The sequence below is a fragment of the Pseudomonas trutticola BRTCR10 genome (genome assembly GCF_056155105.1).
Window position 1 is genome coordinate 172,503 of record NZ_CM149552.1, and the last position, 23,408, is coordinate 195,910.

Annotated in this window: 19 protein-coding genes; 16 read left to right on the forward strand and 3 right to left on the reverse strand. The window is 61.0% G+C overall.

What is annotated here, in order from left to right:
- The first annotated feature begins 134 nt into the window (after window positions 1–134).
- From ACVVH8_RS00730 to ACVVH8_RS00780, 11 genes are all read left to right on the forward strand, one after another.
- The gene (locus tag ACVVH8_RS00730; RefSeq protein WP_475228007.1) at window positions 135–1,487 is read left to right on the forward strand and encodes a TolC family outer membrane protein; all 1,353 of its coding nucleotides are present in this window, start codon (window positions 135–137) and stop codon (window positions 1,485–1,487) included.
- A 34-nt stretch (window positions 1,488–1,521) separates the two neighbouring features.
- Window positions 1,522–3,678: a type I secretion system permease/ATPase gene (locus ACVVH8_RS00735; RefSeq protein ID WP_475228009.1), complete on the forward strand. Its 2,157-nt coding sequence runs from the start codon at window positions 1,522–1,524 to the stop codon at window positions 3,676–3,678.
- Window positions 3,668–5,035, forward strand: a complete 1,368-nt coding sequence (locus tag ACVVH8_RS00740; RefSeq protein WP_213027164.1) for an HlyD family type I secretion periplasmic adaptor subunit — start codon at window positions 3,668–3,670, stop codon at window positions 5,033–5,035. The genes ACVVH8_RS00735 and ACVVH8_RS00740 overlap by 11 nt, the downstream gene beginning before the upstream one ends.
- Before the next feature lie 360 nt (window positions 5,036–5,395).
- A complete protein-coding gene (locus ACVVH8_RS00745) occupies window positions 5,396–6,292 on the forward strand; it encodes a TauD/TfdA dioxygenase family protein (protein WP_475228012.1) in 897 nt (298 codons plus the stop codon).
- An 18-nt stretch (window positions 6,293–6,310) separates the two neighbouring features.
- Window positions 6,311–7,336 carry an ABC transporter substrate-binding protein gene (locus ACVVH8_RS00750; protein WP_475228014.1) on the forward strand — a complete coding sequence of 342 codons (1,026 nt, stop codon included), beginning with the start codon at window positions 6,311–6,313 and terminating at the stop codon, window positions 7,334–7,336.
- Between the two features lie 5 nt (window positions 7,337–7,341).
- Window positions 7,342–8,202, forward strand: coding sequence for an ABC transporter ATP-binding protein (locus tag ACVVH8_RS00755; RefSeq protein WP_475228016.1), 861 nt, complete (start codon window positions 7,342–7,344; stop codon window positions 8,200–8,202).
- Window positions 8,203–8,222: 20 nt separating this feature from the next.
- A complete protein-coding gene (locus ACVVH8_RS00760) occupies window positions 8,223–9,089 on the forward strand; it encodes an ABC transporter permease (protein ID WP_103307287.1) in 867 nt (288 codons plus the stop codon).
- A 200-nt stretch (window positions 9,090–9,289) separates the two neighbouring features.
- Window positions 9,290–10,207, forward strand: coding sequence for a LysR family transcriptional regulator (locus tag ACVVH8_RS00765; protein WP_103307288.1), 918 nt, complete (start codon window positions 9,290–9,292; stop codon window positions 10,205–10,207).
- Between the two features lie 225 nt (window positions 10,208–10,432).
- The gene (locus tag ACVVH8_RS00770) at window positions 10,433–11,971 is read left to right on the forward strand and encodes an MFS transporter (protein ID WP_475228019.1); all 1,539 of its coding nucleotides are present in this window, start codon (window positions 10,433–10,435) and stop codon (window positions 11,969–11,971) included.
- A 27-nt stretch (window positions 11,972–11,998) separates the two neighbouring features.
- Window positions 11,999–13,069: an HlyD family secretion protein gene (locus ACVVH8_RS00775; RefSeq protein ID WP_401299416.1), complete on the forward strand. Its 1,071-nt coding sequence runs from the start codon at window positions 11,999–12,001 to the stop codon at window positions 13,067–13,069.
- Complete coding sequence (locus tag ACVVH8_RS00780) at window positions 13,066–14,649, forward strand: efflux transporter outer membrane subunit (RefSeq protein ID WP_475228024.1); 1,584 nt, start codon at window positions 13,066–13,068, stop codon at window positions 14,647–14,649. The genes ACVVH8_RS00775 and ACVVH8_RS00780 overlap by 4 nt, the downstream gene beginning before the upstream one ends.
- On the opposite strand, the gene ACVVH8_RS00785 is transcribed toward ACVVH8_RS00780, so the two are convergent.
- A complete protein-coding gene (locus ACVVH8_RS00785) occupies window positions 14,630–15,319 on the reverse strand; it encodes an NYN domain-containing protein (RefSeq protein ID WP_475228025.1) in 690 nt (229 codons plus the stop codon). The genes ACVVH8_RS00780 and ACVVH8_RS00785 overlap by 20 nt on opposite strands.
- A 487-nt stretch (window positions 15,320–15,806) precedes the next feature.
- On the opposite strand from ACVVH8_RS00785, the gene ACVVH8_RS00790 reads away from it, so the two are divergent.
- From ACVVH8_RS00790 to ACVVH8_RS00805, 4 genes are read left to right on the forward strand one after another with little or no spacing between them, the layout of a single operon-like run.
- The gene (locus ACVVH8_RS00790) at window positions 15,807–16,586 is read left to right on the forward strand and encodes an efflux RND transporter periplasmic adaptor subunit (protein WP_475228028.1); all 780 of its coding nucleotides are present in this window, start codon (window positions 15,807–15,809) and stop codon (window positions 16,584–16,586) included.
- Window positions 16,583–17,902 (forward strand): efflux RND transporter periplasmic adaptor subunit, encoded by a 1,320-nt coding sequence (locus ACVVH8_RS00795; RefSeq protein ID WP_475228030.1) that lies wholly within the window; start codon window positions 16,583–16,585, stop codon window positions 17,900–17,902. Before ACVVH8_RS00790 ends, ACVVH8_RS00795 begins: the two co-directional genes overlap by 4 nt.
- On the forward strand, window positions 17,903–19,999 hold the full coding sequence (locus tag ACVVH8_RS00800; protein WP_475228032.1) for a site-2 protease family protein: 2,097 nt from the start codon (window positions 17,903–17,905) through the stop codon (window positions 19,997–19,999). It begins immediately after the preceding gene.
- A 12-nt stretch (window positions 20,000–20,011) separates the two neighbouring features.
- Window positions 20,012–20,506, forward strand: coding sequence for a GNAT family N-acetyltransferase (locus ACVVH8_RS00805; RefSeq protein ID WP_475228034.1), 495 nt, complete (start codon window positions 20,012–20,014; stop codon window positions 20,504–20,506).
- A 16-nt stretch (window positions 20,507–20,522) separates the two neighbouring features.
- Here ACVVH8_RS00805 and ACVVH8_RS00810 read toward each other — a convergent pair whose 3' ends face one another.
- Together ACVVH8_RS00810 and ACVVH8_RS00815 are read right to left on the reverse strand one after the other, a co-directional pair.
- On the reverse strand, window positions 20,523–20,834 hold the full coding sequence (locus tag ACVVH8_RS00810; protein ID WP_103307297.1) for a DUF6916 family protein: 312 nt from the start codon (window positions 20,832–20,834) through the stop codon (window positions 20,523–20,525).
- A gap of 53 nt (window positions 20,835–20,887) precedes the next feature.
- Window positions 20,888–21,475, reverse strand: a complete 588-nt coding sequence (locus tag ACVVH8_RS00815; protein ID WP_103307298.1) for a phage tail protein — start codon at window positions 21,473–21,475, stop codon at window positions 20,888–20,890.
- A gap of 238 nt (window positions 21,476–21,713) precedes the next feature.
- Between ACVVH8_RS00815 and ACVVH8_RS00820 the strand changes: the two genes are divergently transcribed.
- Window positions 21,714–23,294, forward strand: coding sequence for a glycosyltransferase family 39 protein (locus ACVVH8_RS00820; RefSeq protein ID WP_475228037.1), 1,581 nt, complete (start codon window positions 21,714–21,716; stop codon window positions 23,292–23,294).
- Window positions 23,295–23,408 lie beyond the last annotated feature (114 nt).

Here is a 23,408-nt window from a genome sequence, read left to right on the forward strand (position 1 = left end):
GCGACCTGTCCTTCAGCGTGTGATCCAGTTCCTGTTTTGAACTTTCCGACATACGGTCATTCCGGTTGCCATCATCCGCCGCAGCACCACGTTTTGCTGTGATTCAAGACAAGTAGTTCTGGGAAATCGTTACCATGCGTTCGTATTTGTTCAAGGCTCTACCTTTCGCTCTCGCCGCTTCATTCGCACAAGCACAATCCTTACCAGAAGCCATGCAACAGGCCTTGAATGTCCATCCGGAAATCCAGGCAGGAGTCAACAGTCGTTTGGCCGCGGATTATCAGTTAAAGGCTGCAAAAGGTGGATACCTGCCCAAGGTCGATCTGCTCGGCGGTTACGGCCGTGAAGGCACCGACAGCGTGACCACCCGCGCCAATGGCGGCGGCAATCACTGGGAAACCCTGAACCGCAGCGAGTCAAGTTTACGTCTCTCGCAAATGGTCTTTGACGGTTTTGCGACGTCCAGCGAGGTCGGGCGTCAACAAGCCACCGTTAATTCCCGCGCCTACTCGCTGCTCGGCACTTCCGAGCGCACTGCGCTGACCGTCGCCCAGGTGTATCTGGACGTGCTGACCCGCCGTGAATTCGTGCGTCTGGCCGAAGAAAACCTCAAGAGCCACCAGCGCATCTACGACCAGATCCAGTTGCGCACCCAGCGCGGCGTCGGCAGCGGTGCCGACCTCGATCAGGCCGAAGCGCGGATGGCCCAGGCCCGCAACAATCTGATCACCGAACAGACCAATCTGGCCGACTCGGAAACCAACTTCCTCAGCGCTGTTGGCCAGATGCCTGACCAGCTCGAGCGTCCGGCGCCGTTCATGGCGATGATGCCGGCCAACCTCAATGAGGCGCGCCAGCAGATGCTGGAAAACAGCCCGATCTTGCGTTCGGCCGAGTCCGACATCGCCGCTGCCGAAAAGCAGTACGAAACCGCCAAGTCGACCTTCTACCCGCGTTTCGATGCTGAATTGGGCCGCACCGCCGATAACGATCTCGACGGCCAGAACGGTCACAACAACGAATGGCAGGCCATGCTGCGCATGCGCTTCAACCTGTATTCGGGCGGCAGCAACAAGGCCGATCTGGAATCCAAGTCGTACCTGTCGAACCAGGCGCTGGACATCCGCAACAACGCCCTGCGTCAGTTGAACGAAGAACTGGGCCTGGCCTGGAACGCCTTGAACAACGCCAACGCGCAAGTGCCGATCGCGCAGCAGTACGTCGATCACAGCACCTCGGTGCGTACCGCGTACCAGCGCCAGTTCAGCCTCGGCGAGCGAACCCTGCTCGATTTGCTCGACAGCGAAAACGAGTTGTTCACCGCTTCGCGGCGTCTGGCGGAAATCAAAAACATTCAGTTATTTACTCAGTATCGAATCAAGGCGACCATGGGCGAGTTGCTCAGAAGCCAGGGAGTGGTCGCACCGTTGGCATCCGTTGTGCAAAACGACGTGAAGCCCAAGGTCCAGCTGCCTGGGATGAATTGAGTTATCCCTTTTCAACTGTCAAAGAGTGTCGAGCGTGGAATCAGAAGTCAGTCGAGTTCAACTCAGTCATGATCCACGCGCGTTGCACGACGATCCGTTACTGGACGGTCTGCTCGCCCTTTGCATGCTGCACCAGAAGCCCGCCAGCGCGGCGATGCTGACCACCGGCCTGCCGCTGCCCAAACAACGTTTGAGTGTCGAGTTGCTGCCCCGCGCGGCGGCTCGCGCCGGCCTGCAAGGTCGGGTACTGCAGCGCAAGCTGGAAGAGATTCCGCCGATTGCGATGCCGGCGCTGTTGCTGCTCAAGGACGGTCGTAGTGCCGTCCTGTTGGGCTGGCAAGGTGAAAACGAAGCGCGGGTGCTACTCAGCGAAAGCGATGGTGGCGAGTCCGTGGTCAGCCGCGAACTGCTGGCCGACGATTACACCGGCAAAGTCTTCTTCGCCCAGCCGCAACACAAATTCGACGTCAACCACGGCACGCTGATTCCGCGTGCACGCTCGTGGTTCCGCGACACTCTCAAGCGTTCGCGCTGGCTGTACGCCGACGCCATCGCCGCCAGTTTCCTGATCAACATCATCGCCATGGCCGCGCCGCTGTTCGTGATGAACGTCTACGACCGCGTGGTGCCGAACCAGGCTGAGGCGACCCTGTGGGTACTCGCCCTGGGCATCACGGGTGCGTACATCTTCGACCTGATCCTCAAAAGCCTGCGCAGCCTGTGCCTGGATCTGGCCGGGAAGAAAACCGACCTGATCATCTCGGCGACGCTGTTCGAGCGCATCGTCGGCATGGCGATGAAATACCGCCCGGCGCGGGTCGGCAGCTTTGCGCAGAACATCCATGAGTTCCAGAGCCTGCGCGACTTCCTTGCGTCGCTGACCCTGACCAGCCTGATTGATCTGCCGTTCACCATCCTCATCTTTATTGTCATCGCCATTCTCGGCGGGCATCTGGTGTGGATTCCGGTGCTGGCGTTCCCGATTGCGCTGCTGATCGGCTACGCGTTGCAGAAGCCGCTGGTGGCCACCATGGAACGCACCATGGCCCTCGGTGCCGAGCGTCAGTCGAGCCTGATCGAAACCCTCGCCGGTCTCGACGCGGTCAAGGTCAACAACGCCGAAAGCGAACGCCAATACCAGTGGGAACAGACCATCGGCACCCTCAGCCGCCTCGAACTGCGGGTGAAAATGCTCTCCGGTCTGGCGATGAACATTACCCTGCTGATCCAGCAACTGGCCGGGGTGATCATGATCGTCTTCGGCGTGTACCAGATCATCGATGGCCACTTGAGCATGGGCGGCCTGATTGCCTGCTACATGCTCAGCGGTCGTGCACTGAGTCCGCTGGCGTCGCTGTCCGGTCTGCTGACCCGTTACCAACAAGCCCGCGTGACCATGACCTCGGTCGACCAGATGATGGAGCTGCCGCAGGAGCGCAACTTCGAAGAGCGCCCGCTGAGCCGCAAGGTGCTGCAAGGCGCCATCGAATGCCGCCAGCTCAACTTCACTTATCCGGAACAACAGAATCCGGCGCTGAAGAACATCAACCTGGTGATCCGTCCCGGCGAGAAGATCGGCATCATCGGCCGCAGCGGTTCGGGCAAAAGCTCGCTGGCCAAGCTGCTGGTCGGCCTATATCAGCCGGACGACGGCGCGTTGCTGGTCGACGGTGTGGATATCCGCCAGATCGACGTCAGCGAACTGCGCTACAACATCGGTTACGTGCCGCAGGACATCCAGCTGCTGGCCGGCACCCTGCGCGACAACCTCGTCTCCGGTGCGCGCTATGTAGAAGACGAGCTGGTCCTGCAAGCCGCCGAACTGGCCGGTGTCCATGAATTCGCCCGTCTGCACCCGCAAGGTTATGAGCTGCAGGTGGGTGAGCGCGGGCAGAACCTCTCCGGCGGTCAACGGCAGAACGTCGCACTGGCCCGGGCGCTGCTGCTCAATCCGCCGATCCTGCTGATGGACGAGCCGACCAGCGCCATGGACAACACCGGTGAAGAACGCCTCAAGCAACGCCTCGCCGCCGTGATCGAAAACAAGACCGTGGTGCTGGTGACGCACCGGGCATCTCTGTTGTCGCTGGTGGATCGCCTGCTGGTGATCGACCGTGGACAAATTCTCGCCGATGGCCCGAAAGCCGCCGTGATGGAAGCGTTGAAGAAGGGGCAGATCAGTGTTGCTTAAGTCGGGTTTCAAGGATTCGATCCGTCGCTACTTCAAAGGCTCTGCATCCTTGCAGGGTCAGCCGCTGCCGGAGGTCAACAAAGCGCTGATCGAAGACGCCCCGCGCGTCGTGCGCTTGACGATCTGGGCGATCATCGGCTTCTTCGTGTTTCTGCTGCTCTGGGCCAACTTCGCCGTGATCGACGAAGTGACCAAGGGCGATGGCAAGGCGATTCCTTCGTCGAAGATCCAGAAAATCCAGAACCTTGAGGGCGGGATCGTTTCCGAACTGTTCGTCAAGGAAGGTCAGATCGTCGAAGCCGGCGCACCGCTGATTCGTCTGGATGACACGCGATTCGCTTCCAACGTCGGCGAAACCGAGGCCGATCGGCTGTCGATGTTGCTGCGCGTCGAGCGGCTGAGCGCCGAGGTCGATGACCGTCCGCTGGCGTTCCCCGAGGACGTGCTCAAAGCCGTGCCGGGTCAGGCGAAAAGCGAAGAATCCCTCTACATCAGCCGCCGCCAGCAACTGCACGACGAGATTGGCGGCTTGCAGGAGCAGTTGATCCAGCGTCAGCAAGAGCTGCGCGAGTTCACCTCCAAACAGGCGCAATACCGCCAGCAACTCGGCCTGCAACGTCAGGAAATCAACATGTCCGAGCCGTTGGTGGCGCAGGGCGCGGTGTCCCCGGTGGAGGTGCTGCGCCTCAAGCGTGCCGAAGTGGAAACCCGTGGTCAGCTCGACGCTACTACGCTGGCGATTCCCCGCGCCGAATCGGCGATCAAGGAAGTGCAGCGCAAGATCGACGAAACCCGTGGCAAATTCCGCAGTGAAGCGCTGACACAACTCAATGAAGCCCGCACCGACCTGAACAAGGCCCAGGCCACCGGCAAGGCATTGGAAGACCGTGTCAGCCGTACGCTGGTCACCTCGCCAGTGCGCGGCATCGTCAACAAGTTGCTGGTCAACACCATCGGCGGCGTGATCCAGCCGGGTAGCGACATGGTGGAAATCGTCCCGCTGGATGACACCTTGCTCGTCGAAGCGAAGATTCGTCCGCAAGACATCGCGTTCCTGCATCCGGGGCAGGAAGCCATCGTCAAATTCACTGCCTATGACTACACCATTTACGGCGGGCTGAAGGCCCAACTGGAGCAGATCGGCGCTGACACCATCACCGACGAAGACAAGAAAACCACCTACTACATGATCAAGGTGCGCACCGAGCGCAGCCACTTGGGCACCGATGAGAAGCCGTTGCTGATCATTCCGGGCATGGTCGCGTCGGTGGATATCATCACTGGCAAGAAGTCGGTGTTGAGTTATCTGCTCAAACCGATTATCCGCGCGCGGGCTGAAGCACTGCACGAGCGTTGATTTTATAGCGGATTCGCTGGCCTCATCGCGAGCAGGCTCACTCCTACAGGGATCGCATTCCATCTGGAGAAATGCGGTTATTGTAGGAGTGAGCCTGCTCGCGATAGCGTGAGCCGAAACAACACATCCCTGTCAGTAAGTGACAAAAACCGTCACTCACCATCCAGTCCATTCCTCATTATTCGCCATATCGTTATTCGTTAACGGTATTTAATTTCCAATTCTTATAGCTATAAAGTCACTCCCCTGCGTACCTGCCGACCAATCGGCGCGCCGCACGACCTGAACCAACACGCAATCCGCGTGAGTGTCTGATCGACGAGCGCGCCCTTGAGCGTGCCGTGCGTGGGAGATTGAAAGATGTCCGCAGCTACTGCCACCCCAAGCGCCGCGACCGCCGCGCCGCAAACCTTTGAAATTCGTCCGTTCAGCGGTGCCGTCGGTGCCGAAATCGTCGGCCTCGATTTGACCCGTCCGGTCAACGATGAGGATTTCGCCCGGATCCATCGTGCGCACCTGGATCATCACGTTGTGGTGTTCCGTGACCAACGCATCACCCCGCAACAGCAGATCGATTTCAGCCGCCGCTTCGGCGTGTTGCAGATCCACGTGCTCAAGCAGTTCCTGCTGGCCAACCACCCGGAAATCCTCATCGTTTCCAACATCGTCGAGAACGGCCAGAACATTGGCCTCGGCGATGCCGGCAAGTTCTGGCACTCCGACCTCTCCTATAAAGAGCTGCCAAGCCTCGGCTCGATGCTCCACGCGCAGGAGCTGCCCTCGGAGGGTGGCGACACCTTGTTCGCCGACATGCACAAAGCTTGGGACAACCTGCCTGAAGCGCTGCGCAAAGCCGTTGAAGGGCGCTCGGCCGCGCATTCCTACACCGCGCGTTACAGCGAAACCAAATTCGAAGGCAACTGGCGCCCGACCCTGACTCCGGAGCAATTGGCCCAGGTCGCCGAAGTGGTGCACCCGATCGTCCGTACCCACCCGGAAAACGGCCGCAAGGCTTTGTTCGTCAGTGAAGGCTTCACCACGCGCATCGTCGGCCTGCCGGCAGACGAAAGCCAACAACTGCTCGCCGAGCTCTACGCCCACAGCGTGCTGCCGCAAAACATCTACCGCCATCAGTGGCAGCCCCACGACATGGTGTTCTGGGACAACCGTTCGCTGATCCACCTCGCCGCCGGCTGCCCCGCGCACCTGCGCCGCAAGCTGTATCGCACGACCATTCAGGGCGACGCGCCTTTCTGATTTGCCGGAGATTCGATCATGTCCAAACGTCTTCCATTTGCACCGCTGGCCGCCGCCATTGGCCTCGGTTTCAGTCTGATCGCCGGCAGCCTGGTGGCGCCGACCGTGGCCCACGCCGAAGGTGAAATCCGTATCGCCGAACAGTTCGGCATTGTCTATTTATTGCTCAACGTGGTGCGTGATCAGGGCCTGATCGAGAAGTACGGCAAGCAGGAAGGCCTCGACATCAAGGTCGACTGGACGCAGCTCTCGGGCGGCGCGGCGGTCAACGACGCGCTGCTCTCCGGCTCGATTGACATTGCCGGCGCCGGTGTCGGCCCGTTGCTGACTATCTGGGATCGCACCCATGGCAAGCAGAACGTCAAAGCCGTGGCCTCGCTGGGCAACTTCCCTTACTACCTGGTGAGTAACAATCCCAAGGTCAAAACCATCGCCGATTTCACCGAGAAGGATCGCATTGCTGTGCCGGCGGTGGGGGTGTCGGTGCAGTCGCGCTTCCTGCAATACGCGGCGGCCAAGCAATGGGGCGACAAGGAATTCAATCGCCTCGACAAGTACACCATCGCCGTTCCGCACCCGGACGCGACGGCGGCGCTAATCGCCGGCGGTACCGAGCTGACCGGACATTTCTCCAATCCGCCGTTCCAGGATCAGGCACTGCAGAACCCGAATGTGCATGTGGTGCTCAACTCCTACGACGTGCTCGGCCCGAACTCGCCAACCGTGCTGTTCGCCACCGAGAAATTCCGCAACGACAACCCGAAGACCTACAAGGCCTTCGTCGAGGCCCTGACCGAAGCGGCGGAATTTGCGCAGAACGATAAAGGCGCGGCGGCGGACACGTACATCCGCGTGACCAAAGCCAAGATCGATCGTGCCGAGCTGCTGAAAATCATCGACAACCCGCAGTTCGAATTCAGCGTCACGCCGAAAAATACCTATCCGCTGGCCGAATTCCTCTACCGCGTCGGCGCGATCAAGAACAAACCTGAATCGTGGAAGGACTACTTCTTCCAGGACGCCAAACCGCTGCAAGGGAGCTGACCGACATGAACGCCCCTTTGCCAGGCCACGCGGTCAGCAACCCGGTCGCCAGCACGCAAGCGTTGCTGGCGGTCGATCAAGTCAGTCTCGAATACCGCACGCCGCAACGGGTGGTGCGGGCGACTCACCAGGTCAGTTTTGAAGTCGATCAGCAGGATCGCTTCGTGCTGCTCGGCCCGTCCGGCTGCGGTAAATCCACTTTGCTCAAAGCCGTCGCCGGGTTCATCCAGCCCTGCGACGGCGAGATCCGTCTGCAAGGCCAGCGCGTCGACGCGCCGGGGCCGGACCGGATTGTGGTGTTTCAGGAATTCGATCAACTGCCACCGTGGAAAACCGTCAAACAGAACGTGATGTTCCCGCTGCTGGCCTCAAAAACCCTGAAGAAAAAAGAGGCCGAAGAACGCGCGCTGCACTATCTGGAAAAGGTCGGTCTGGCGGCGTTCGCCGATGCTTATCCGCATACCTTGTCCGGCGGCATGAAGGCGCGGGTGGCGATTGCCCGGGCGTTGGCGATGCAGCCGAAAATCCTCCTGATGGACGAGCCGTTCGCCGCACTGGATGCGCTGACCCGGCGCAAGATGCAGGAGGAGTTGCTGCTGCTCTGGGAAGAAGTGCGCTTCACCTTGCTGTTCGTCACCCACTCGATTGAGGAGGCGCTGGTGATCGGCAATCGCATCCTGCTGTTGTCGCCGCATCCGGGGCGGGTGAGGGCCGAAGTGCACAGCCATCAATACAACCTGCAAAGTCTTGGCGGTGTAGCGTTTCAAGAGTCGGCGCGGCGCATTCATCGGCTGTTGTTCGATGAAGGGCAGTCGCCGGAAACCGAACTGGACCACGACTTCAACGACATTCGCATCGCTTATTGAGCGGCCTGGAGGATAGCCCGATGAGCCATTCATCATCTGTACGTGAAGAATTCGAAACCGTGCTCGAGCCGCTGACCAGCGTGCCGGTCGAGCGCGAATTACCGCTGAGCCAGCGGCTGTGGCAACAGGGCTGGCTGCGCAAAAGCCTGATTCTGATTTTGCTCGCGGTCATTTGGGAAATCGTCGCCCGGGTGCAGAACAACGATTTGCTGCTGCCAAGCTTTGTGCAGACCAGCCATGCGCTGTACGACGGTCTGCTCAGCGGCGAGTTGCTGGGCAAGGTGTGGATATCCTTGGTGGTGCTGCTCAAGGGCTATCTGATCGGTATCGTGCTGGCGTTTGCCCTGACCACCCTGGCGGTGTCGACTCAGTTTGGACGGGATCTGCTGAGCACGCTGACTTCGATGTTCAATCCGCTGCCGGCGATTGCCTTGCTGCCGCTGGCTCTGCTGTGGTTTGGGTTGGGGCAGAACAGTCTGATTTTCGTGCTGGTGCATTCGGTGCTGTGGGCGCTGGCGCTGAACACCTACGCCGGGTTTCTCGGCGTGTCGGAAACCCTGCGCATGGCCGGGCGCAACTACGGGCTGAAGGGCATGCGTTTTGTGCTGTTCATCCTGATTCCGGCGGCTTTGCCGTCGATTCTCGCCGGGCTGAAAATCGGCTGGGCGTTTGCCTGGCGTACGTTGATCGCGGCTGAGTTGGTGTTCGGTGCAACCAGCGGCAAGGGCGGTTTGGGTTGGTACATCTTCCAGAACCGCAATGAGCTGTACACCGACAAGGTGTTTGCCGGGCTGGCCGTGGTGATCCTGATCGGCTTGCTGGTGGAGAATCTGGTGTTCGACACGCTGGAGCGGGTCACGGTGAAGCGCTGGGGCATGCAGCGCTGAGCCATGTAGTGCCTGAACTGGCCTCATCGCTGTAAAGCCAGCTCCCACAGTTTTCAAGGTGAACATAAACTGTGTAAACACCTGCAATCCCTGTGGGAGCTGGCTTGCCAGCGATGGCGTCCGATAACCCAACGCAGAGTTTGAAGGATGTTTGCTAGCATTGCGTGCAGATCAATCCAGATCAGCCACGAGTGCTCAGCATGCAACTCCCGGACATGAACCTTCTGGTCGCCCTCGACGCCCTGCTCGACGAGGGCAGCGTTGTCGGCGCTGCACGGCGGATGAACCTCAGTCCGGCGGCGATGAGCCGCACCCTGACGCGCATCCGCGAAGCCATCGGCGATCCGATTCTGGTGCGCGCCGGCCGGGGGCTGGTGCCAACGCCCAAGGCCCTGGAGCTGCGTGAACAGGTGCGCGATGTGGTCGAGCAGGCGGCGCTGCTGTTTCGCTCGGCGGACGACGTCGATCTGAGCACTTTGCGCCGCCGTTTCAGCATCCGCGCCAACGACTTTTTTATCGGCGTGTATGGCGGCAAGCTGTTCGACACCCTCGACCAGCAGGCCCCGCACTGCGAATTGCGCTTCGTCCCGGAGGGCGACGGTGACGACGAAGCGCTACGCGAAGGGCGTATCGATCTGAGTGTCAGCAACACCCGCCCAGTTACTCCAGAAGTCAAAGTGCAGAACCTGTTTTCCACGCATTTCGTCGGTCTGGTGCGTGAAGATCATCCGCTGCTCGACGGCGAAATCACCGCCGAGCGCTATGCCGGGTTTTCCCATATCAGCATGTCGCGGCGGGGTATTGCCCGCGGCCCGATTGATACCGCGCTGAATGCCTTGGGCCTGGAGCGGCGGGTGGCGGTGATCGCGCCGAGTTTTCACGCGGCGATGTTTGCCTTGCCCGACTCCGACCTGATTTTGCCGGTACCCAAGGAAGCGCTACTCAGCGTGCGACGGTTGGGATTGAAGCTGCGCTCGTTCAACCTGCCGATCCCGTTGCCGACCATGATGCTGACCCAGGCCTGGCACCCGCGCTTCGACAAGGACCCGGCGCACCGCTGGCTGCGCGAAACCCTGAAGACTTGCTGCGACGAAACCTGGCTGGCCGCCCAACCTTAGGTAGTTGTGAGCGCCACGAAACCCTGTGGGAGCGGGCTTGCCCGCGATGAGGCCGGCAGCCGAAACATCTGCAGAGGCTGTTCAACCGCCATCGCGGGCAAGCCCGCTCCCACAGGGATCGTAATTGCTGCGCCAAACGCACTTATAAGCTGCCAATAAGTCAATTTTCGTCAGTACAAAGCCCGACTAAGATGCTCCGGTATTTTCCCCCGGAGTAGTTATTTCATGACATCCCTGACGGTCACGGCGCCCATCGCCGCGGCCAGCCCGGCCACGGCGGCTACGCCACCGGCGTTCGGGGCGCGGATCATTATCGGGCTGGTTGGCGTGCTGCTGGCGGTGCTGGTGTCGGGCCTCAACGAGATGGTGACCAAGGTCGCCCTGGCCGATATTCGCGGCGCGCTGAACATCGGCTACGACGAAGGCACCTGGCTGGTCGCCAGTTACACCGCCACCTCGGTGGCGGCCATGGCGTTTGCGCCGTGGTGTTCGGTGACGTTCTCGTTGCGCCGTTTCACCCTCTGCGCGATCAGCCTGTTCACGCTGCTCGGCGTGCTCTGTCCGTTCGCCCCGAACTACGAAAGCCTGCTGCTGATGCGCATTCTGCAAGGCCTGGCCGGTGGTGCGTTGCCGCCGATGCTGATGACCGTCGCCCTGCGCTTTCTGCCGCCCAACTTCAAACTCTATGGCCTGGCCGGTTACGCGCTCACCGCAACCTTTGGTCCGGGGCTGGGCACGCCGCTGGCCGGGTTGTGGACCGAATATGTCGGTTGGCAATGGACGTTCTGGCAAATCATCGTGCCGTGTCTGATCGCCATGGTCATGGTCGCTTACGGCATCCCGCAGGATCCGCTGCGCCTTGAGCGCCTCAAGGCGTTCAACTGGAAAGGCCTGCTGCTGGGGTTTCCGGCGATCTGCATGCTGGTGATCGGCCTGTTGCAAGGCAATCGGCTGGACTGGTTCGAGTCGAACCTGATCTGCGCGCTGCTCGGTTCGGGATCGCTGCTGCTGGTGGCGTTTCTGATCAACGAATGGTCGCAGCCGATTCCTTTTTTCAAGTTGCAGATGCTCGGTATCCGCAACCTGTCGTTCGCGCTGATGACTCTGGCCGGGGTGTTGGTGGTGTTGCAGGCGGTGGTGTTGATTCCGTCGAGCTATCTGGCGCAAGTACAGGGTTATCGCCCGGTGCAGACCGCGCCGATCATGCTGATTGCGGCGCTGCCGCAGTTGATCGCGCTGCCGCTGGTGGCGGCGCTGTGCAACCTGCGTTGGGTCGATTGTCGCTGGGTGCTGGGGATCGGTTTGAGCATGCTGACGCTGTCCTGCCTCGGTGGGTCGCTGCTGACCTCGGAGTGGATTCGCGACAATTTCTACGTTCTGCAATGGCTGCAGATCTTCGGCCAGCCGATGTCGGTGCTACCGCTGTTGATGCTCTCGACCGGCAGCATCCAGCCAATGGATGGACCGTTCGCCTCGGCGTGGTTCAACAGCGTGAAAGGCCTCGCGGCGGTGGTGGCAACCGGGGTGATCGAGGCGCTGACCACGGCCCGTCTGCATTTTCACTCGACCATGTTGGTCGACAGCCTCGGCAACTCGCCACTGGCCGATCACAGCGATCCGGGCCTTGCCCATCGCCTGCATGAACAGGCCGTGGTGCTGACTTCTTCCGATCTTTATCTGTGCATGGCTGGCGTCGCAGTGGCGCTGATCCTGCTGATTTTCTGGCTGCCGACGCGGATCTTTCCGCCGCGCGCGCCGACCTGATTGCGGTACTGAACAATGAAGGTTTTTATGACAACTCAAGCAAAGCAAAAACTCGCGGTCGCCGTGGCGGCTGCACTGGCGGTAGGTGTGCTGCTGTATCTGGCAGTGCCGGGCCTGTTTGGCAAACGTACTCAGCAAAACACCAATGATGCGTTCGTTTCCGCTGATTTCACTTTGGTGGTGCCGCGTGTGGCCGGATTCATCAAGGAAGTGCTGGTGGAGGATAACCAGCAAGTGAAGGCCGGGCAGTTGCTGGCGCTGATCGATGATCGAGATCTACGTGCCGCCGCTGAAGCCGCCGATGCACAAACGCTGGTCGCGAGGGCACAACTGCAAAATGCCAAGGCGACGCTGGAGCGCCAGACCTCGGTGATCGCGCAGGCGCAGGCTTCGGTGGTGTCGGCCAAGGCCGAAATGGCCTTCGCCCAACAGGAGCTGAACCGCTACAACCATCTCGCCGGCGTGGGTGCCGGTACCGTGCAGAACGCGCAACAGGCGCGCACGCGTATCGATCAGGCCACGGCACGTCTCGACACGGCCACGGCGAAACTGGCGGCCGAGCGCAAGCAGGTCGACATTCTCACTGCCCAGCGTGATGCCGCTGAAGGCACGTTGAAACACGCCCAGGCCGCGCTGGAAATCGCCAGTTTCGAACTCTCTTACACGCGCATCACTGCGCCGCAGGACGGTATGGTCGGCGAGCGTGCGGTGCGGGTCGGTGCGTATGTGACGCCGGGCAGCAAGCTGCTGGCGGTGGTGCCATTGAAGCAGGCCTACGTGGTCGGCAATTTTCAGGAAACCCAACTGACGGACGTGCAGCCAGGGCAGCAAGTGCAAGTGCGCGTCGACAGCCTCGGCGGCGAGGCCCTGAACGGTCGCGTCGAAAGTATTGCTCCGGCGACTGGAGTGACCTTTGCGGCGGTGAAGCCGGATAACGCCACCGGCAACTTCACCAAGGTGGTGCAGCGGATTCCGGTGAAGATTGTGCTGACGCCGGGTCAGCCGCTGGCCGAGCGTTTGCGGGTGGGGATGTCGGTGGAGGCGAGTATCGATACCCGCAGTTCGGCGACGTCGGTGCGTGAGGTGACTCAGCGATGAACAGTGTTGAATCGACTGACGCCATCGCTGGCAAGCCAGCTCCCACAAGGTCCACCGTTGGGACGAAACAATTCGGTCAACCTGCGCAATCCCTGTGGGAGCTGGCTTGCCAGCGATTAGGCCATTTGCAGCCACTCACCTTGAGTGCCTTGCTCATGGCAAGCCTCACCGCCTGTACCGTCGGCCCCGACTTCCAGAAACCCGAAGCCACACAAATAGCCGACTGGCCCAAACCGAGCAAATCCGCCCCAAGCCAAGCCGTCAGCGAACCCCTGAATGAACGCTGGTGGGAAGTCTTCAACGACCCGCAACTTTCGGCCCTGACTCAACGCGCCGTGCGCAGCAACCTCGACCTGCAACTGGCCAGCAGCCGCTTGCAACAAAGTCGCGCTGCACGCCAGGTGATCAGCGCCGACCGCTACCCGAGCACCGCCGCTACCGGCAGCTACGCCCGCGAACGCAACAGCGGCAAAGGCCTGAACGACCCCTCCGGGCACAATGGCGATTCCGCGTTCAACCTGTGGGACGGCGGTTTCTCTGCGTCCTGGGAGCTGGATTTCTGGGGCCGTGTGCGCCGCGAAACCGAAGCCGCCGACGCTAACCTCGAAGTCGCCGAAAACGACCGTCGCGGTGTGCTGCTGGCAGTGCTTGCCGACACCGCGCAAAACTACATTCAGTTGCGTGGCGTGCAGAACACCCGCGCCGTCACCGAGCAAAACCTCGACGTGGCGCGGCACAGCCTGAAACTCTCGCAATTGCGTCTGAACGACGGCGTGGCGACCGATCTCGACGTCGCCGAAGCCGCCGCGCAAGTCGCCGCCATCGAGTCGCGATTGCCTGCGCTGGAACAACGGCAAGCACAGCTGATCAACGCGATCAGCCTGTTGATGGGCGAGCCACCGCAGGCCTTGGCCAAACAGTTATCCACAGACGCCGCAGTGCCGCAGTCGCCGCTGCAAGTTGCTATCGGCCTGCCGTCGCAACTGGCGGAACGGCGTCCGGACATCCGCCAGGCTGAGGCGCGCCTGCACGCGGCGACCGCCAACATCGGCGTGGCCAAGGGGGATTTCTATCCGCGCATCACCCTGTCCGGCAACCTCAGTTCGCAAGCCATGCAACTCAGTGATTTCGGCTCGTGGGGGGCGCGTGCTTTCGGCATCGGCCCGCAATTCAGCTTGCCGCTGTTCGACGGCGGCCGCCTGCGCGGCATGCTGCAACTGCGTGAAGCCCAGCAACAGGAAGCCGCCATCGGCTACCAGCAAACCGTGCTGCGCGCCTGGCATGAAATCGACGATCAACTGACCGCCTACAACGCCAGCCAGCGCCGCGCAGGCAGCCTCGCCGAAGCCGTACGCCAGAACCAGATCGCCCTGCGCACCGCGCAACAGCAATACGTCGAAGGCGTGGTCGATTTCGTCAACGTCCTCACCGTGCAAGGCGCGTTGCTGGCGACGCAGGAACAGTGGGTGGAGAGTTCGACCGGGGTTTCGCTGGCGATGGTTGGCTTGTACCGGGCGTTGGGTGGGGGTTGGGAGTCTGTTTATCCAATCGATAAAATGGTTACCAAGAATCCGGTTTGATCACTGGTTTTTTGTGCGTAGCCACACGGTTTGGAAATTGATGAAGTCGCAGTTCTTCATTGGAAATAACGCGTCTCAACCAGTGCGAGTTATCTTTCAAAGAACCTGGAGGAGGGCGAACAGAACCCGTCCGATAAGGAAGGATCACTCCAATGATCAGGGCGGGAAAATCTGTTCGAAGCGCCTTCAGTGCAGGGGTCATATCGGTATCACTGGAAACCAGAATGATCTGATCAATACTCTCGGCACATTCGAGCATTGTTTGTCGGCTCGCAGTGCGATACATGCTGATTGCTATATGAACATCGGTTTCTTTTTCTTCCAGCTTCCAGATATCGACTTTGTCCTGACGTGACGCATGGGTGTTTTTATCTACAAACCTTGGCGCTTTGGCTGGCTCTAATTGATGTCTTCCGAAATGCACGGCGACCTTGCTGGCACGCAAAGCCCTCACGTATGCATCCTGAGCCTCTTTGGAAACGCGGCCACGGGTTGCCAACTGGGGTTTGATTGGAGAAGTGAAATAGTCAATCGATACGATTGAGCTTTGAGGGTTTTCGATGAAGGCTATGTGCGTCAGCAGGCTGTGCAGGTTCAGCCATTTATAGGGTGTACCAGCGAGCAAGCCGTAAAACAGGTTGTAGCCATCAACGAAAAATGCGGTACGCACAAAAAATCCTCAGAAACGAAAAAACCGGCCTAGGCCGGTTTTTTCATCCCCAACTGCCAGCGAACTGAATCGCTACGTACGGGGTTGAGTAAGGCAATCCTAGATTGAGCGCGTCATGCAGGTCAACCACCAAATAATTGCAGGCTCACTCCGCTGGTTTACCTCCAGCACCGGCTCGCCAGTTTTGGTTGCTAATACCAACCGGGGTCAAGCCATTTAAGGGCTTCTGTATTAGAGGTTGTTGCAGAGAAAGGTACATTTGGCCTGCGTTTATTCTCGTAGGTAGCTTGTCTATCACCATTTTCGTAATGAGCAATTGGTAGTGTCCTCAACTCATGTAGGAAGTCGGAGGTTTGCCTACCTTTTTTAAACAACTATGGAGCAGCCCTCTCTTTTGAAACATTACATTTCCATGGAGTGATGGCCTTTCGCTTGACGCTAACCCCCGCTGTCGTAGACTCCGCACATCCGTCAGGGAGTAGCGGTTATGTCGCGTTGTCGTGGTTGGGTTATCGGATTGACCTTCTTAACGTGCACAGTTCAGGCGCAAACGCCCGGGCCAGACGATCCGCTGCTGGATAGCGCAGCGACTGGCGCAGTTGCCGCGAGCAGTGAGGCCCGGGGTGTGTTGCGCGCTCGCGATCAGGCGACGCTGGCCAGTGAGTTGTCGGGGCGGATTGTCGAGTTGCCGTTCAGCGAGGGCGAGTCGTTCAAGAAGGGCGACACCCTGGCGCGATTCGATTGCTCGGCCTATCAGGCCCAGCTCAATGCCGCGCAGGCCGCCAATCGTGGTGCCGGTGAAGAGCTGGCGCACAACAAGCAACTGGCCGCGCTCAATTCTGTTGGCCGCTTCGAAGTGGCGCGGGCCGAGGCCAAGGTCAGCGAGACCCAGGCGCAATCTCAGGTTTATCAGGTGCAGGTCAAACGCTGCAGCGTGATCGCGCCGTTCGATGGGCAAGTGGTGGAGCGCAAGGTTCAGCGCTACGAAAGCGTACCGGCCGGCGCGCCGCTGCTCGATGTCGTCGATAACCGCACCCTGGAAATTCATCTGCTGGTGCCGTCGCGCTGGATGGCTCGGCTCAAGCCCGGCCAGATCTTCAGCTTCGTCCCTGATGAAACCGGCCAGCCGATCGATGCTACGGTTAAACGCCTGGGCGCGCGAATCGATGAGGGCAGTCAGACACTGTTGCTAGTCGCAACACTTCCCGAAGCCAAAGGCTTGCTGGCCGGCATGAGCGGCACGGCGCGTTTCCCGGAGCTTAAGTGAACGCGCCGGTGAGCGGCACCGCCGAGCAGGTGTTCGCGCGGTTTCTCGACCTCGAACGCCAGACCCGCGCCGCCCGTGATGCTTCGCAACTGGCCTACAGCCTGGTCAATGACGGCCAGTCGCTGTTCGGTTTTCGCCATGCGGCGCTGTTGATCGCCGGCAAGGTGCAAGCGGTGACGGGCGTCAGTGCAGTAGAGCCGAATGCGCCGTTCGTGGCGTTTGTCGAGCAAGCCGTGGCACAGCTGTTCAAGCAGGACGTGTTGAAACAGGCACGGGTGATTACGCCAGAAATGGTCAGCGACTCGATCCAGACCGATTGGCGCAGCCTGTCTGCCGCGCAGGTGTTCTGGCTGCCGTTGATTGATCGCGACGGTCAGGTCTTCGGCGGTTTATGGCTGGCCCGCGATGTGCCGTGGAATCCCTCCGAACAAGTGCTGTTATCGCAATTGGGCGATACCTACAGCCATGCCTGGCTGGCGCTGCAACCACGCAAACCGTGGCGACTGCGCTGGACACGCAAACGGCAGGTGGCGCTGGTCGCCGTCGTATTGCTCGGACTGCTGATCCCGGTGCGCCAATCGGTGCTGGCGCCGGCCGAAGTGGTGCCGCTGGGCGGGCGCGTGGTGGCAGCGCCGCTGGACGGGGTGATCGCCGAATTTCTGGTCAAACCCAATCAGACGGTAAAAACCGGCGACGTCTTGCTGCGGTTTGAAAACACCACGCTCAGGGCCCAGGCCGATGTCGCTGAACGCGCATTGGGCGTGGCCGAGGCGGAACTGAAATCCAATTCCCAGCGCTCGTTTGCCGATGCCGAATCGAGCTCGCGGGTCGATTTGCTCGCCGCCCGCGCCGAGCAGAAACGCGCCGAACGCGACTACGCCCGCGAGTTGCTCAAGCGCAGTGAAGTGCGTGCCGAACGCGACGGCATCGCAGTGTTTGCCGATGCCGAGCGCTTGACCGGCAAACCGGTGCAGACCGGCGAGCGGTTGATGGAAATCGCCGATCCGAACCAGGCTGAACTGCGCATCGAACTGGCGGTGGGCGATGCGATCGCGCTGGACCCTGGCGCCGAAGTCTCGCTGTTTCTCGACAGTGATCCGCTGAAGCGCCACCTCGCCACGCTGGAGCGCTCGGCCTACGAGGCGCAACCGACCGCCGGCGGGCAACTTGCGTACCGCTTGGACGCCAATTTCGCCGATGCCCCACCGCGCATCGGCCTGCGCGGTACCGCGAAAATCTTCGGCGATCGCGCACCGTTGGCGTTGTACCTGCTGCGTCGGCCACTGGCCGGCCTGCGCCAGAGCGTGGGCCTGTAAATGCATCTGCCGAGCCTGCGTGCCGACCTGCAATTGTCGCCCGCAGCGCCGGCATTGGACGGCTCGCCGCGCTGGACGCTGGCCGATCCGGTGCGGGGTCGCTATTTCAAACTCGGTGCGGCAGCGATGCGCCTGTTGCGTCACTGGTCGCTGGGCGATGCCGAACAAGTCTTGCGCGCTGCCAATCGCGAACCGGGTCTGCCGCTTGCGGACGGCGAGCTTGAGCAGTTGCTGGAGTTTCTGCGCGGTCACGATTTGATCAGCGCCATGGATGATCAGCAACGCGCCAGTTATCGGCTCAAGGCCTTGGCGCAGAAACAGAGCCTGTGGCAAATCCTGCTGCATCAATATCTGTTTTTCCGCATTCCACTATGGCGCCCGGACGCGTTTCTCAATCGCGCCTGGCCGTGGCTGGAACGCTTCGGTCCGCGCCTGCTGCGCTACGGTTTGCCGGCAACGTTGGCGCTGGGGGTGTTTCTGGTCTCGCGGGACTGGCAACGGTTTGTTGGCACCTTCCCGCACCTGTTCAGCCTCGGCGGCGCCCTGGCGTTCGGCGTGGCGTTGTTCTTTGCCAAGCTGTGTCACGAGTTTGGTCATGCGTTTATGGCCAAACGCGCCGGTTGCCGGGTGCAGAGTATGGGCGTGGCGTTCATGGTGCTGCTGCCGATGTTCTACACCGATGTCAGTGATGCCTGGCGGGTCAATGATCGTCGCGCCCGGTTGCTGATCGGGGCGGGCGGCGTGCTGGCCGAGCTGCTGCTGGCGTGTGTCGCCTTGCTGGTATGGTCGCTGATGCCCGATGGCCCGGGGCGTACGGCGGCGTTCATGCTCGCCAGCGCAACATGGATCACCACGCTGGTGGTCAATCTCAATCCGTTCATGCGCTTTGACGGTTATTTTCTGATCAGTGATTTCTGGGAAGTCGACAACCTTCAGGGCCGCGCGTTTGCCTTGTGTCGCTGGCGCTTGCGCGAGTTCTTGTTCGGCTATGGCGCACCCGCGCCGGAGCCTTGGTCGCCGAAGATGCAACGGCGTTTGCTGATCTGGGGGTATGGCTCGTGGTTGTGGCGTGCGGCGTTGTTTTTCGGGATCGCGCTGGCGGTCTATCACCTGTTCTTTAAGGTGTTGGGGATTTTCCTGATGCTGGTGGAACTGGTGTGGTTCATCTTTTTGCCGATCATGCGTGAGTGGCGCCAGTGGTGGACCCGCCGCGAGCAGGCGCATGGTCCGCAGGTGTTGCTCAGCAGTCTGGCGGTACTCGCGCTGTTGCTGGTGCTGATCGTGCCGTGGCGCAGCTCGGTGGAATTGCCGACGATGCTTGAGGCCGGGCGCGCCAGCGCCTTGCATGCGCCGACCGCGGCGCGGGTCAAAGCGGTGAAAGTGCAGGACGGTGCAAAAGTCGCGCAGGGCGATGTACTGATCGAACTTGAATCGCCGGACCTTGAGTCGCGACTGGCAATTGTCCGCCGCGAGATCCAGATCCAGCAGTTGCTGATGCGGCGTCAGGCCGGTCGCAGTGAAACCGCCGCCGATGCCGGCATCGTCGAGCAACGGCTGGCCGAAGCCGTCGCCGAGTATCGAGGCCTGACGGCCCAGCGCGAGCGCTTGCTGCTACGCGCACCGCATGCCGGCAGCGTGCGGGATTTACTGCCGAACCTCACGGTTGGCCGCTGGCTGTCGACCAAGGACGCATTGGCCCGGGTCGTCGAGGATGGCGCACGCCTGCGCGGCTATCTGGCCGAAGCCGAGTTGTGGCGGGTCAAGCCCGGCGCCAGTGGCCGCTTCATCGCTGATGACCCGATGCACTCCGCGCTCGCCGTGCAACTGAATGAAATCGACACCAACGGCGTGGCTTACGTCGATCAGGAGGCATTGACCTCCGATCACCACGGGCCGATTGCCGTGCGCCGCGATCAACAGCAACGCGCGGAACCCGTGCAGGCGCAATACGGCGTGCGATTGAGTGCGCTCGATACAGCAGCGACACCGCTGCAACCGTTGCGCGGTGTGGTGGTTTTACAGGGCAGCGGCGAGTCATTGTTGGGCGTCGCGTGGCGGCGGATGGCGGCGCTGGGGGTCAGGGAAAGCGGTTTCTAACGGAGAGTGGCGATGACGGATAACGCAGCAGTGGCAGCTGAGGGATTGGTGGTGCGGCCTTCGCGGGCAACCGACGGGCCGTTTCTGCAAAGCCTGTATCAGACGGCGCGGCCGGATCTGCAATGGATCGACGGCGAGCAGGAGCGGGTGCAACAAGTGGTCGCCCAGCAGTTTCAGGTGCAGGAGCAGGGTATGGGCGACAACTACCCGAATGCCATGCACTACGTGGTGGAAAAACTCGGCACGGCCATCGGCGCGCTGAGTACCGATTTCGGCGCCAACGAGATTCGCGTGCTGTATCTGGCCTTTATCCCGCAGGCGCGCGGCCAGGGTTTTGGCCGCGCCGTGCTGCAAGGTGTGCAGAAAGCCGCGCAACAGCTTCGCTGCCCGGTGGCGACGGTGGTCTGGACCAACAATCCCCACGCGCGCCGACATTATCTGGCGTTGGGTTTTGCCATAGAAGAAAGCAATCCCGCCGCCGAACGTCTGGTCTGGTATCCCCAGTAACCCGTACGCAAACGAGTCAGTTAAAGGTGACGTGAAAGTAAGCCAGCGCCGGGTCCCGGCCCATCGGTGGCACCCGTGAGACGAAGATACCTTCGACCCGCCCCAGTTCCGGTAGCTCCAGGGCACACAAGCCGTCGACAAATTCAGTCGGTTCCAGACTGTTCAATTGGACGCAGAACGGCATGCGCTCGCTGTAGCGCATTTTCGCCAGCGGGTTTTCTTCGAGTTCCCCGATGTGGATTTGCAGCGCACTGCCATCGGGCAATTGCAGGGTGCCGACACGGCCCAGCAGCGCCTCGAAATGTTCGCTTTTAACCGTTTGCAGCATGGTCTCGCTCCAGCAGTTGGGAGGCCGGGGGAGAAGGCTCCCCCGGCGATCGGTCAGTTGCGCGAAGGAAAAATGCCCTGCAGGGCGATGCTGAAGTTGAGCACCAGATACGGGTTCATGATCGCCATCGGCAAGCCATTGCCGGTGGGGCTGATCGTGCCGCTGATGGTAGTCGATGCGCCTTTGAGGGGAATGGCGGAGGCGCCTTGCGCGTCGGAGTAGATATTGGCCAGCCCCGGGCCGGTGCCCGAAGCGCCCATGTATGAATTGGTCGCCGTCGGCGTGCCCACCGGGTTGCTCGCCGGATTGGCCAGTTGCACGGTGGTATTGGCGGTGAGGCCCGCCAGTGTGTGGGTGTGGTTCGGCAGATTGTTGAGGGTCGCGGTGACTTGTTCGGCGCCGGAGATTTCACCCATCACCCGCGGCGTCAGGCCCGGGCCGTTGCCCTGGCAGATCGGCATTCGGCTTTGCAGGTTGGGGAGTCCGAAGGTCTGGACACCATTACCGCCATAGGTGGTGCCCAGCAGTGCAAACAACGCCTGGTATTGCGAAAGGTTCATCAACTGTCCGTTGCACTGCGCCCATCCACTGGGCGCGTAGTTGAAGGCAAACGTCAGAACAGTGCCCATGTAAACGTCCATAAGATCCTCATCCTTTTGATTGGTGGTCGGCGGGCCAATCGTGGATTCGGGCAGTGCCGATGCCTTCACCTGCCATGGCCAGGTCTCGCCACGCCAGAGCGTAGACGCGGATTGGCAAGGTTGCCGGATGTCGTGAAAGCGCAAACCGGCATCGACGGTGGTCCCGTGGCTGACCTACAGTGACGGGCAGGTTTCGACTCATGGGTGCGTGGTCTTGCGGCGCGGCGAAGAGGCAACGATGGTGGTAAACAGAGTCACACCGGTAGGCGACACACAGGACCCGCACGCGACACCGGGGTCAGGGTTTGGCAGCTTGCCTTTGATCCGCTGGGGCAGGGAACTCTGGTTGCTGCCGATCATGCTGCTGGCGGCGGCGGTGCGTTTTTACGACCTGACGGCGGCGGCGATCTGGGGCGACGAGGGCTCCAGCCTGCTGCTGGCGCGTTACTCGCTGGCCGGGATCTGGCAGCACGCGGCGTTCGATGTGCATCCGCCGCTGTATTTCATGTTGCTGCATGGTTGGATCGAACTGTTCGGCGACGGCATTTTTGCGCTGCGCTGTCTCAGCGCGTTGGCCGGTATTGCAGCGGTCGGCCTCGGCGTGTGGCTGGTGGATCGACTGGCCACGCGCCGCGCGGCAATCATCGCCGGCGTGCTGCTGGCGTTGTTGCCGACGGCGGTGCGCTACAGCCAGGAAGTGCGCATGTATTCGCTGCTCGGGTTGCTGTTGATCGCGGCTACGCTGGCGCTGGTCTACTGGATCCGCCGCCCGCAGCGCCACCGCTATCTGGTGTTTTATGCGCTGTTGATGAGCGCCGCGTTCTACACCCACTACTTCGCCGTGCTGGCGGCGCTGTGCCACTGGCTTTATCTGGGGGTGATCCGTGTACAGCACGGTTATCGGTTCCGGCATATCCAGCGTGCCAGTTGGTGGCTGGCGAATCTGGCGATCGTCGCGTTGTACCTGCCGTGGCTGCCCAATCTGCTCGATCTGATGCAGCACATGGAGCAACTGAAAGTCGGTGGTGATGTCGGCTGGGAAGACCCGGTCACGCTGTCGTCACTGCCATCGATGGTCTGGTCATGGCTGATTCAGGACGACGGCGAGCAGCTGCCGTTGCCGGTTTTTCTGGCACTGCCATTGGCGCTTCTGGTGCTGGCGGCGGTGGCGGTGGTGCGTGATCGCAGCGTGTCCCGTGGCAGTGTGCTGCTGGCGCTCTACACCGGACTGCCGCTGGTGCTGGTGTTTGCCGTGTCGTGGATCACGCCAGTGTTCATCGAGCGCTATCTGACCGCTTATGCGCTGGGCCTGCCGCTGCTGGCGGCGCTGGCCATTGACCGTTTGTACAGCCGCGTGCGGGTGCTCGCGCTGGCGGTGCTGGTGTCGTTGATCGCGGTGGAAATGGTGGGCGTGAACAACAACGCCACGGTCGACAGCAATGATCAGCTCGACCATGTGGTGAATTACGTCAATCAGCATTTCCAGCCCGGTGACCGCATTGTCACCAGTGACATGCTCTGGTACCTGAGTTACGTCTATTACGACCGCACCGGCGCTCAAGTGCGCCTCTACACGCCACCCACGGCGGACGGCCATTCGACGCGGCCGAACGAGTACGGATTTGGCACGCTGGTGACCGCCGACGTCTACCTCGACAGCCTTGCCGAGTTGCCCGGCAAGGACCGGGTCTGGCTGGTCGGAACCTTCGGTGATCCGGGCGAGTTCCCATCGCTGCCCAAGGCTTGGCAAGCCAGTGGCGAGGTGCACGCCGGCGGGGTTCAAGCGCGACTGTTCGTGACGAAATCGGCGGCCGAATAAGCCTTGGGCGAAGTAAATCGTTTCACCTTTTTATTCGCGATTAAAAACTGGCTGCTTAGTCATTCTTGCTCTGAATTGATATCAAAACACTACTAGTCGAAGGGTTTTTGTTGA

Bases quoted from the DNA above. Each gene is read 5' to 3' on its own strand.
- ACVVH8_RS00730 (WP_475228007.1), top strand. From the start codon at position 135: ATGCGTTCGTATTTGTTCAAGGCTCTACCTTTCGCTCTCGCCGCTTCA.
- ACVVH8_RS00745 (WP_475228012.1), top strand. From the start codon at position 5,396: ATGTCCGCAGCTACTGCCACCCCAAGCGCCGCGACCGCCGCGCCGCAA.
- ACVVH8_RS00750 (WP_475228014.1), top strand. From the start codon at position 6,311: ATGTCCAAACGTCTTCCATTTGCACCGCTGGCCGCCGCCATTGGCCTC.
- ACVVH8_RS00755 (WP_475228016.1), top strand. From the start codon at position 7,342: ATGAACGCCCCTTTGCCAGGCCACGCGGTCAGCAACCCGGTCGCCAGC.
- ACVVH8_RS00760 (WP_103307287.1), top strand. From the start codon at position 8,223: ATGAGCCATTCATCATCTGTACGTGAAGAATTCGAAACCGTGCTCGAG.
- ACVVH8_RS00765 (WP_103307288.1), top strand. From the start codon at position 9,290: ATGCAACTCCCGGACATGAACCTTCTGGTCGCCCTCGACGCCCTGCTC.
- ACVVH8_RS00770 (WP_475228019.1), top strand. From the start codon at position 10,433: ATGACATCCCTGACGGTCACGGCGCCCATCGCCGCGGCCAGCCCGGCC.
- ACVVH8_RS00775 (WP_401299416.1), top strand. From the start codon at position 11,999: ATGACAACTCAAGCAAAGCAAAAACTCGCGGTCGCCGTGGCGGCTGCA.
- ACVVH8_RS00780 (WP_475228024.1), top strand. From the start codon at position 13,066: ATGAACAGTGTTGAATCGACTGACGCCATCGCTGGCAAGCCAGCTCCC.
- ACVVH8_RS00790 (WP_475228028.1), top strand. From the start codon at position 15,807: ATGTCGCGTTGTCGTGGTTGGGTTATCGGATTGACCTTCTTAACGTGC.
- ACVVH8_RS00800 (WP_475228032.1), top strand. From the start codon at position 17,903: ATGCATCTGCCGAGCCTGCGTGCCGACCTGCAATTGTCGCCCGCAGCG.
- ACVVH8_RS00805 (WP_475228034.1), top strand. From the start codon at position 20,012: ATGACGGATAACGCAGCAGTGGCAGCTGAGGGATTGGTGGTGCGGCCT.
- ACVVH8_RS00810 (WP_103307297.1), bottom strand. From the start codon at position 20,834: ATGCTGCAAACGGTTAAAAGCGAACATTTCGAGGCGCTGCTGGGCCGT.
- ACVVH8_RS00815 (WP_103307298.1), bottom strand. From the start codon at position 21,475: ATGGACGTTTACATGGGCACTGTTCTGACGTTTGCCTTCAACTACGCG.
- ACVVH8_RS00820 (WP_475228037.1), top strand. From the start codon at position 21,714: ATGGTGGTAAACAGAGTCACACCGGTAGGCGACACACAGGACCCGCAC.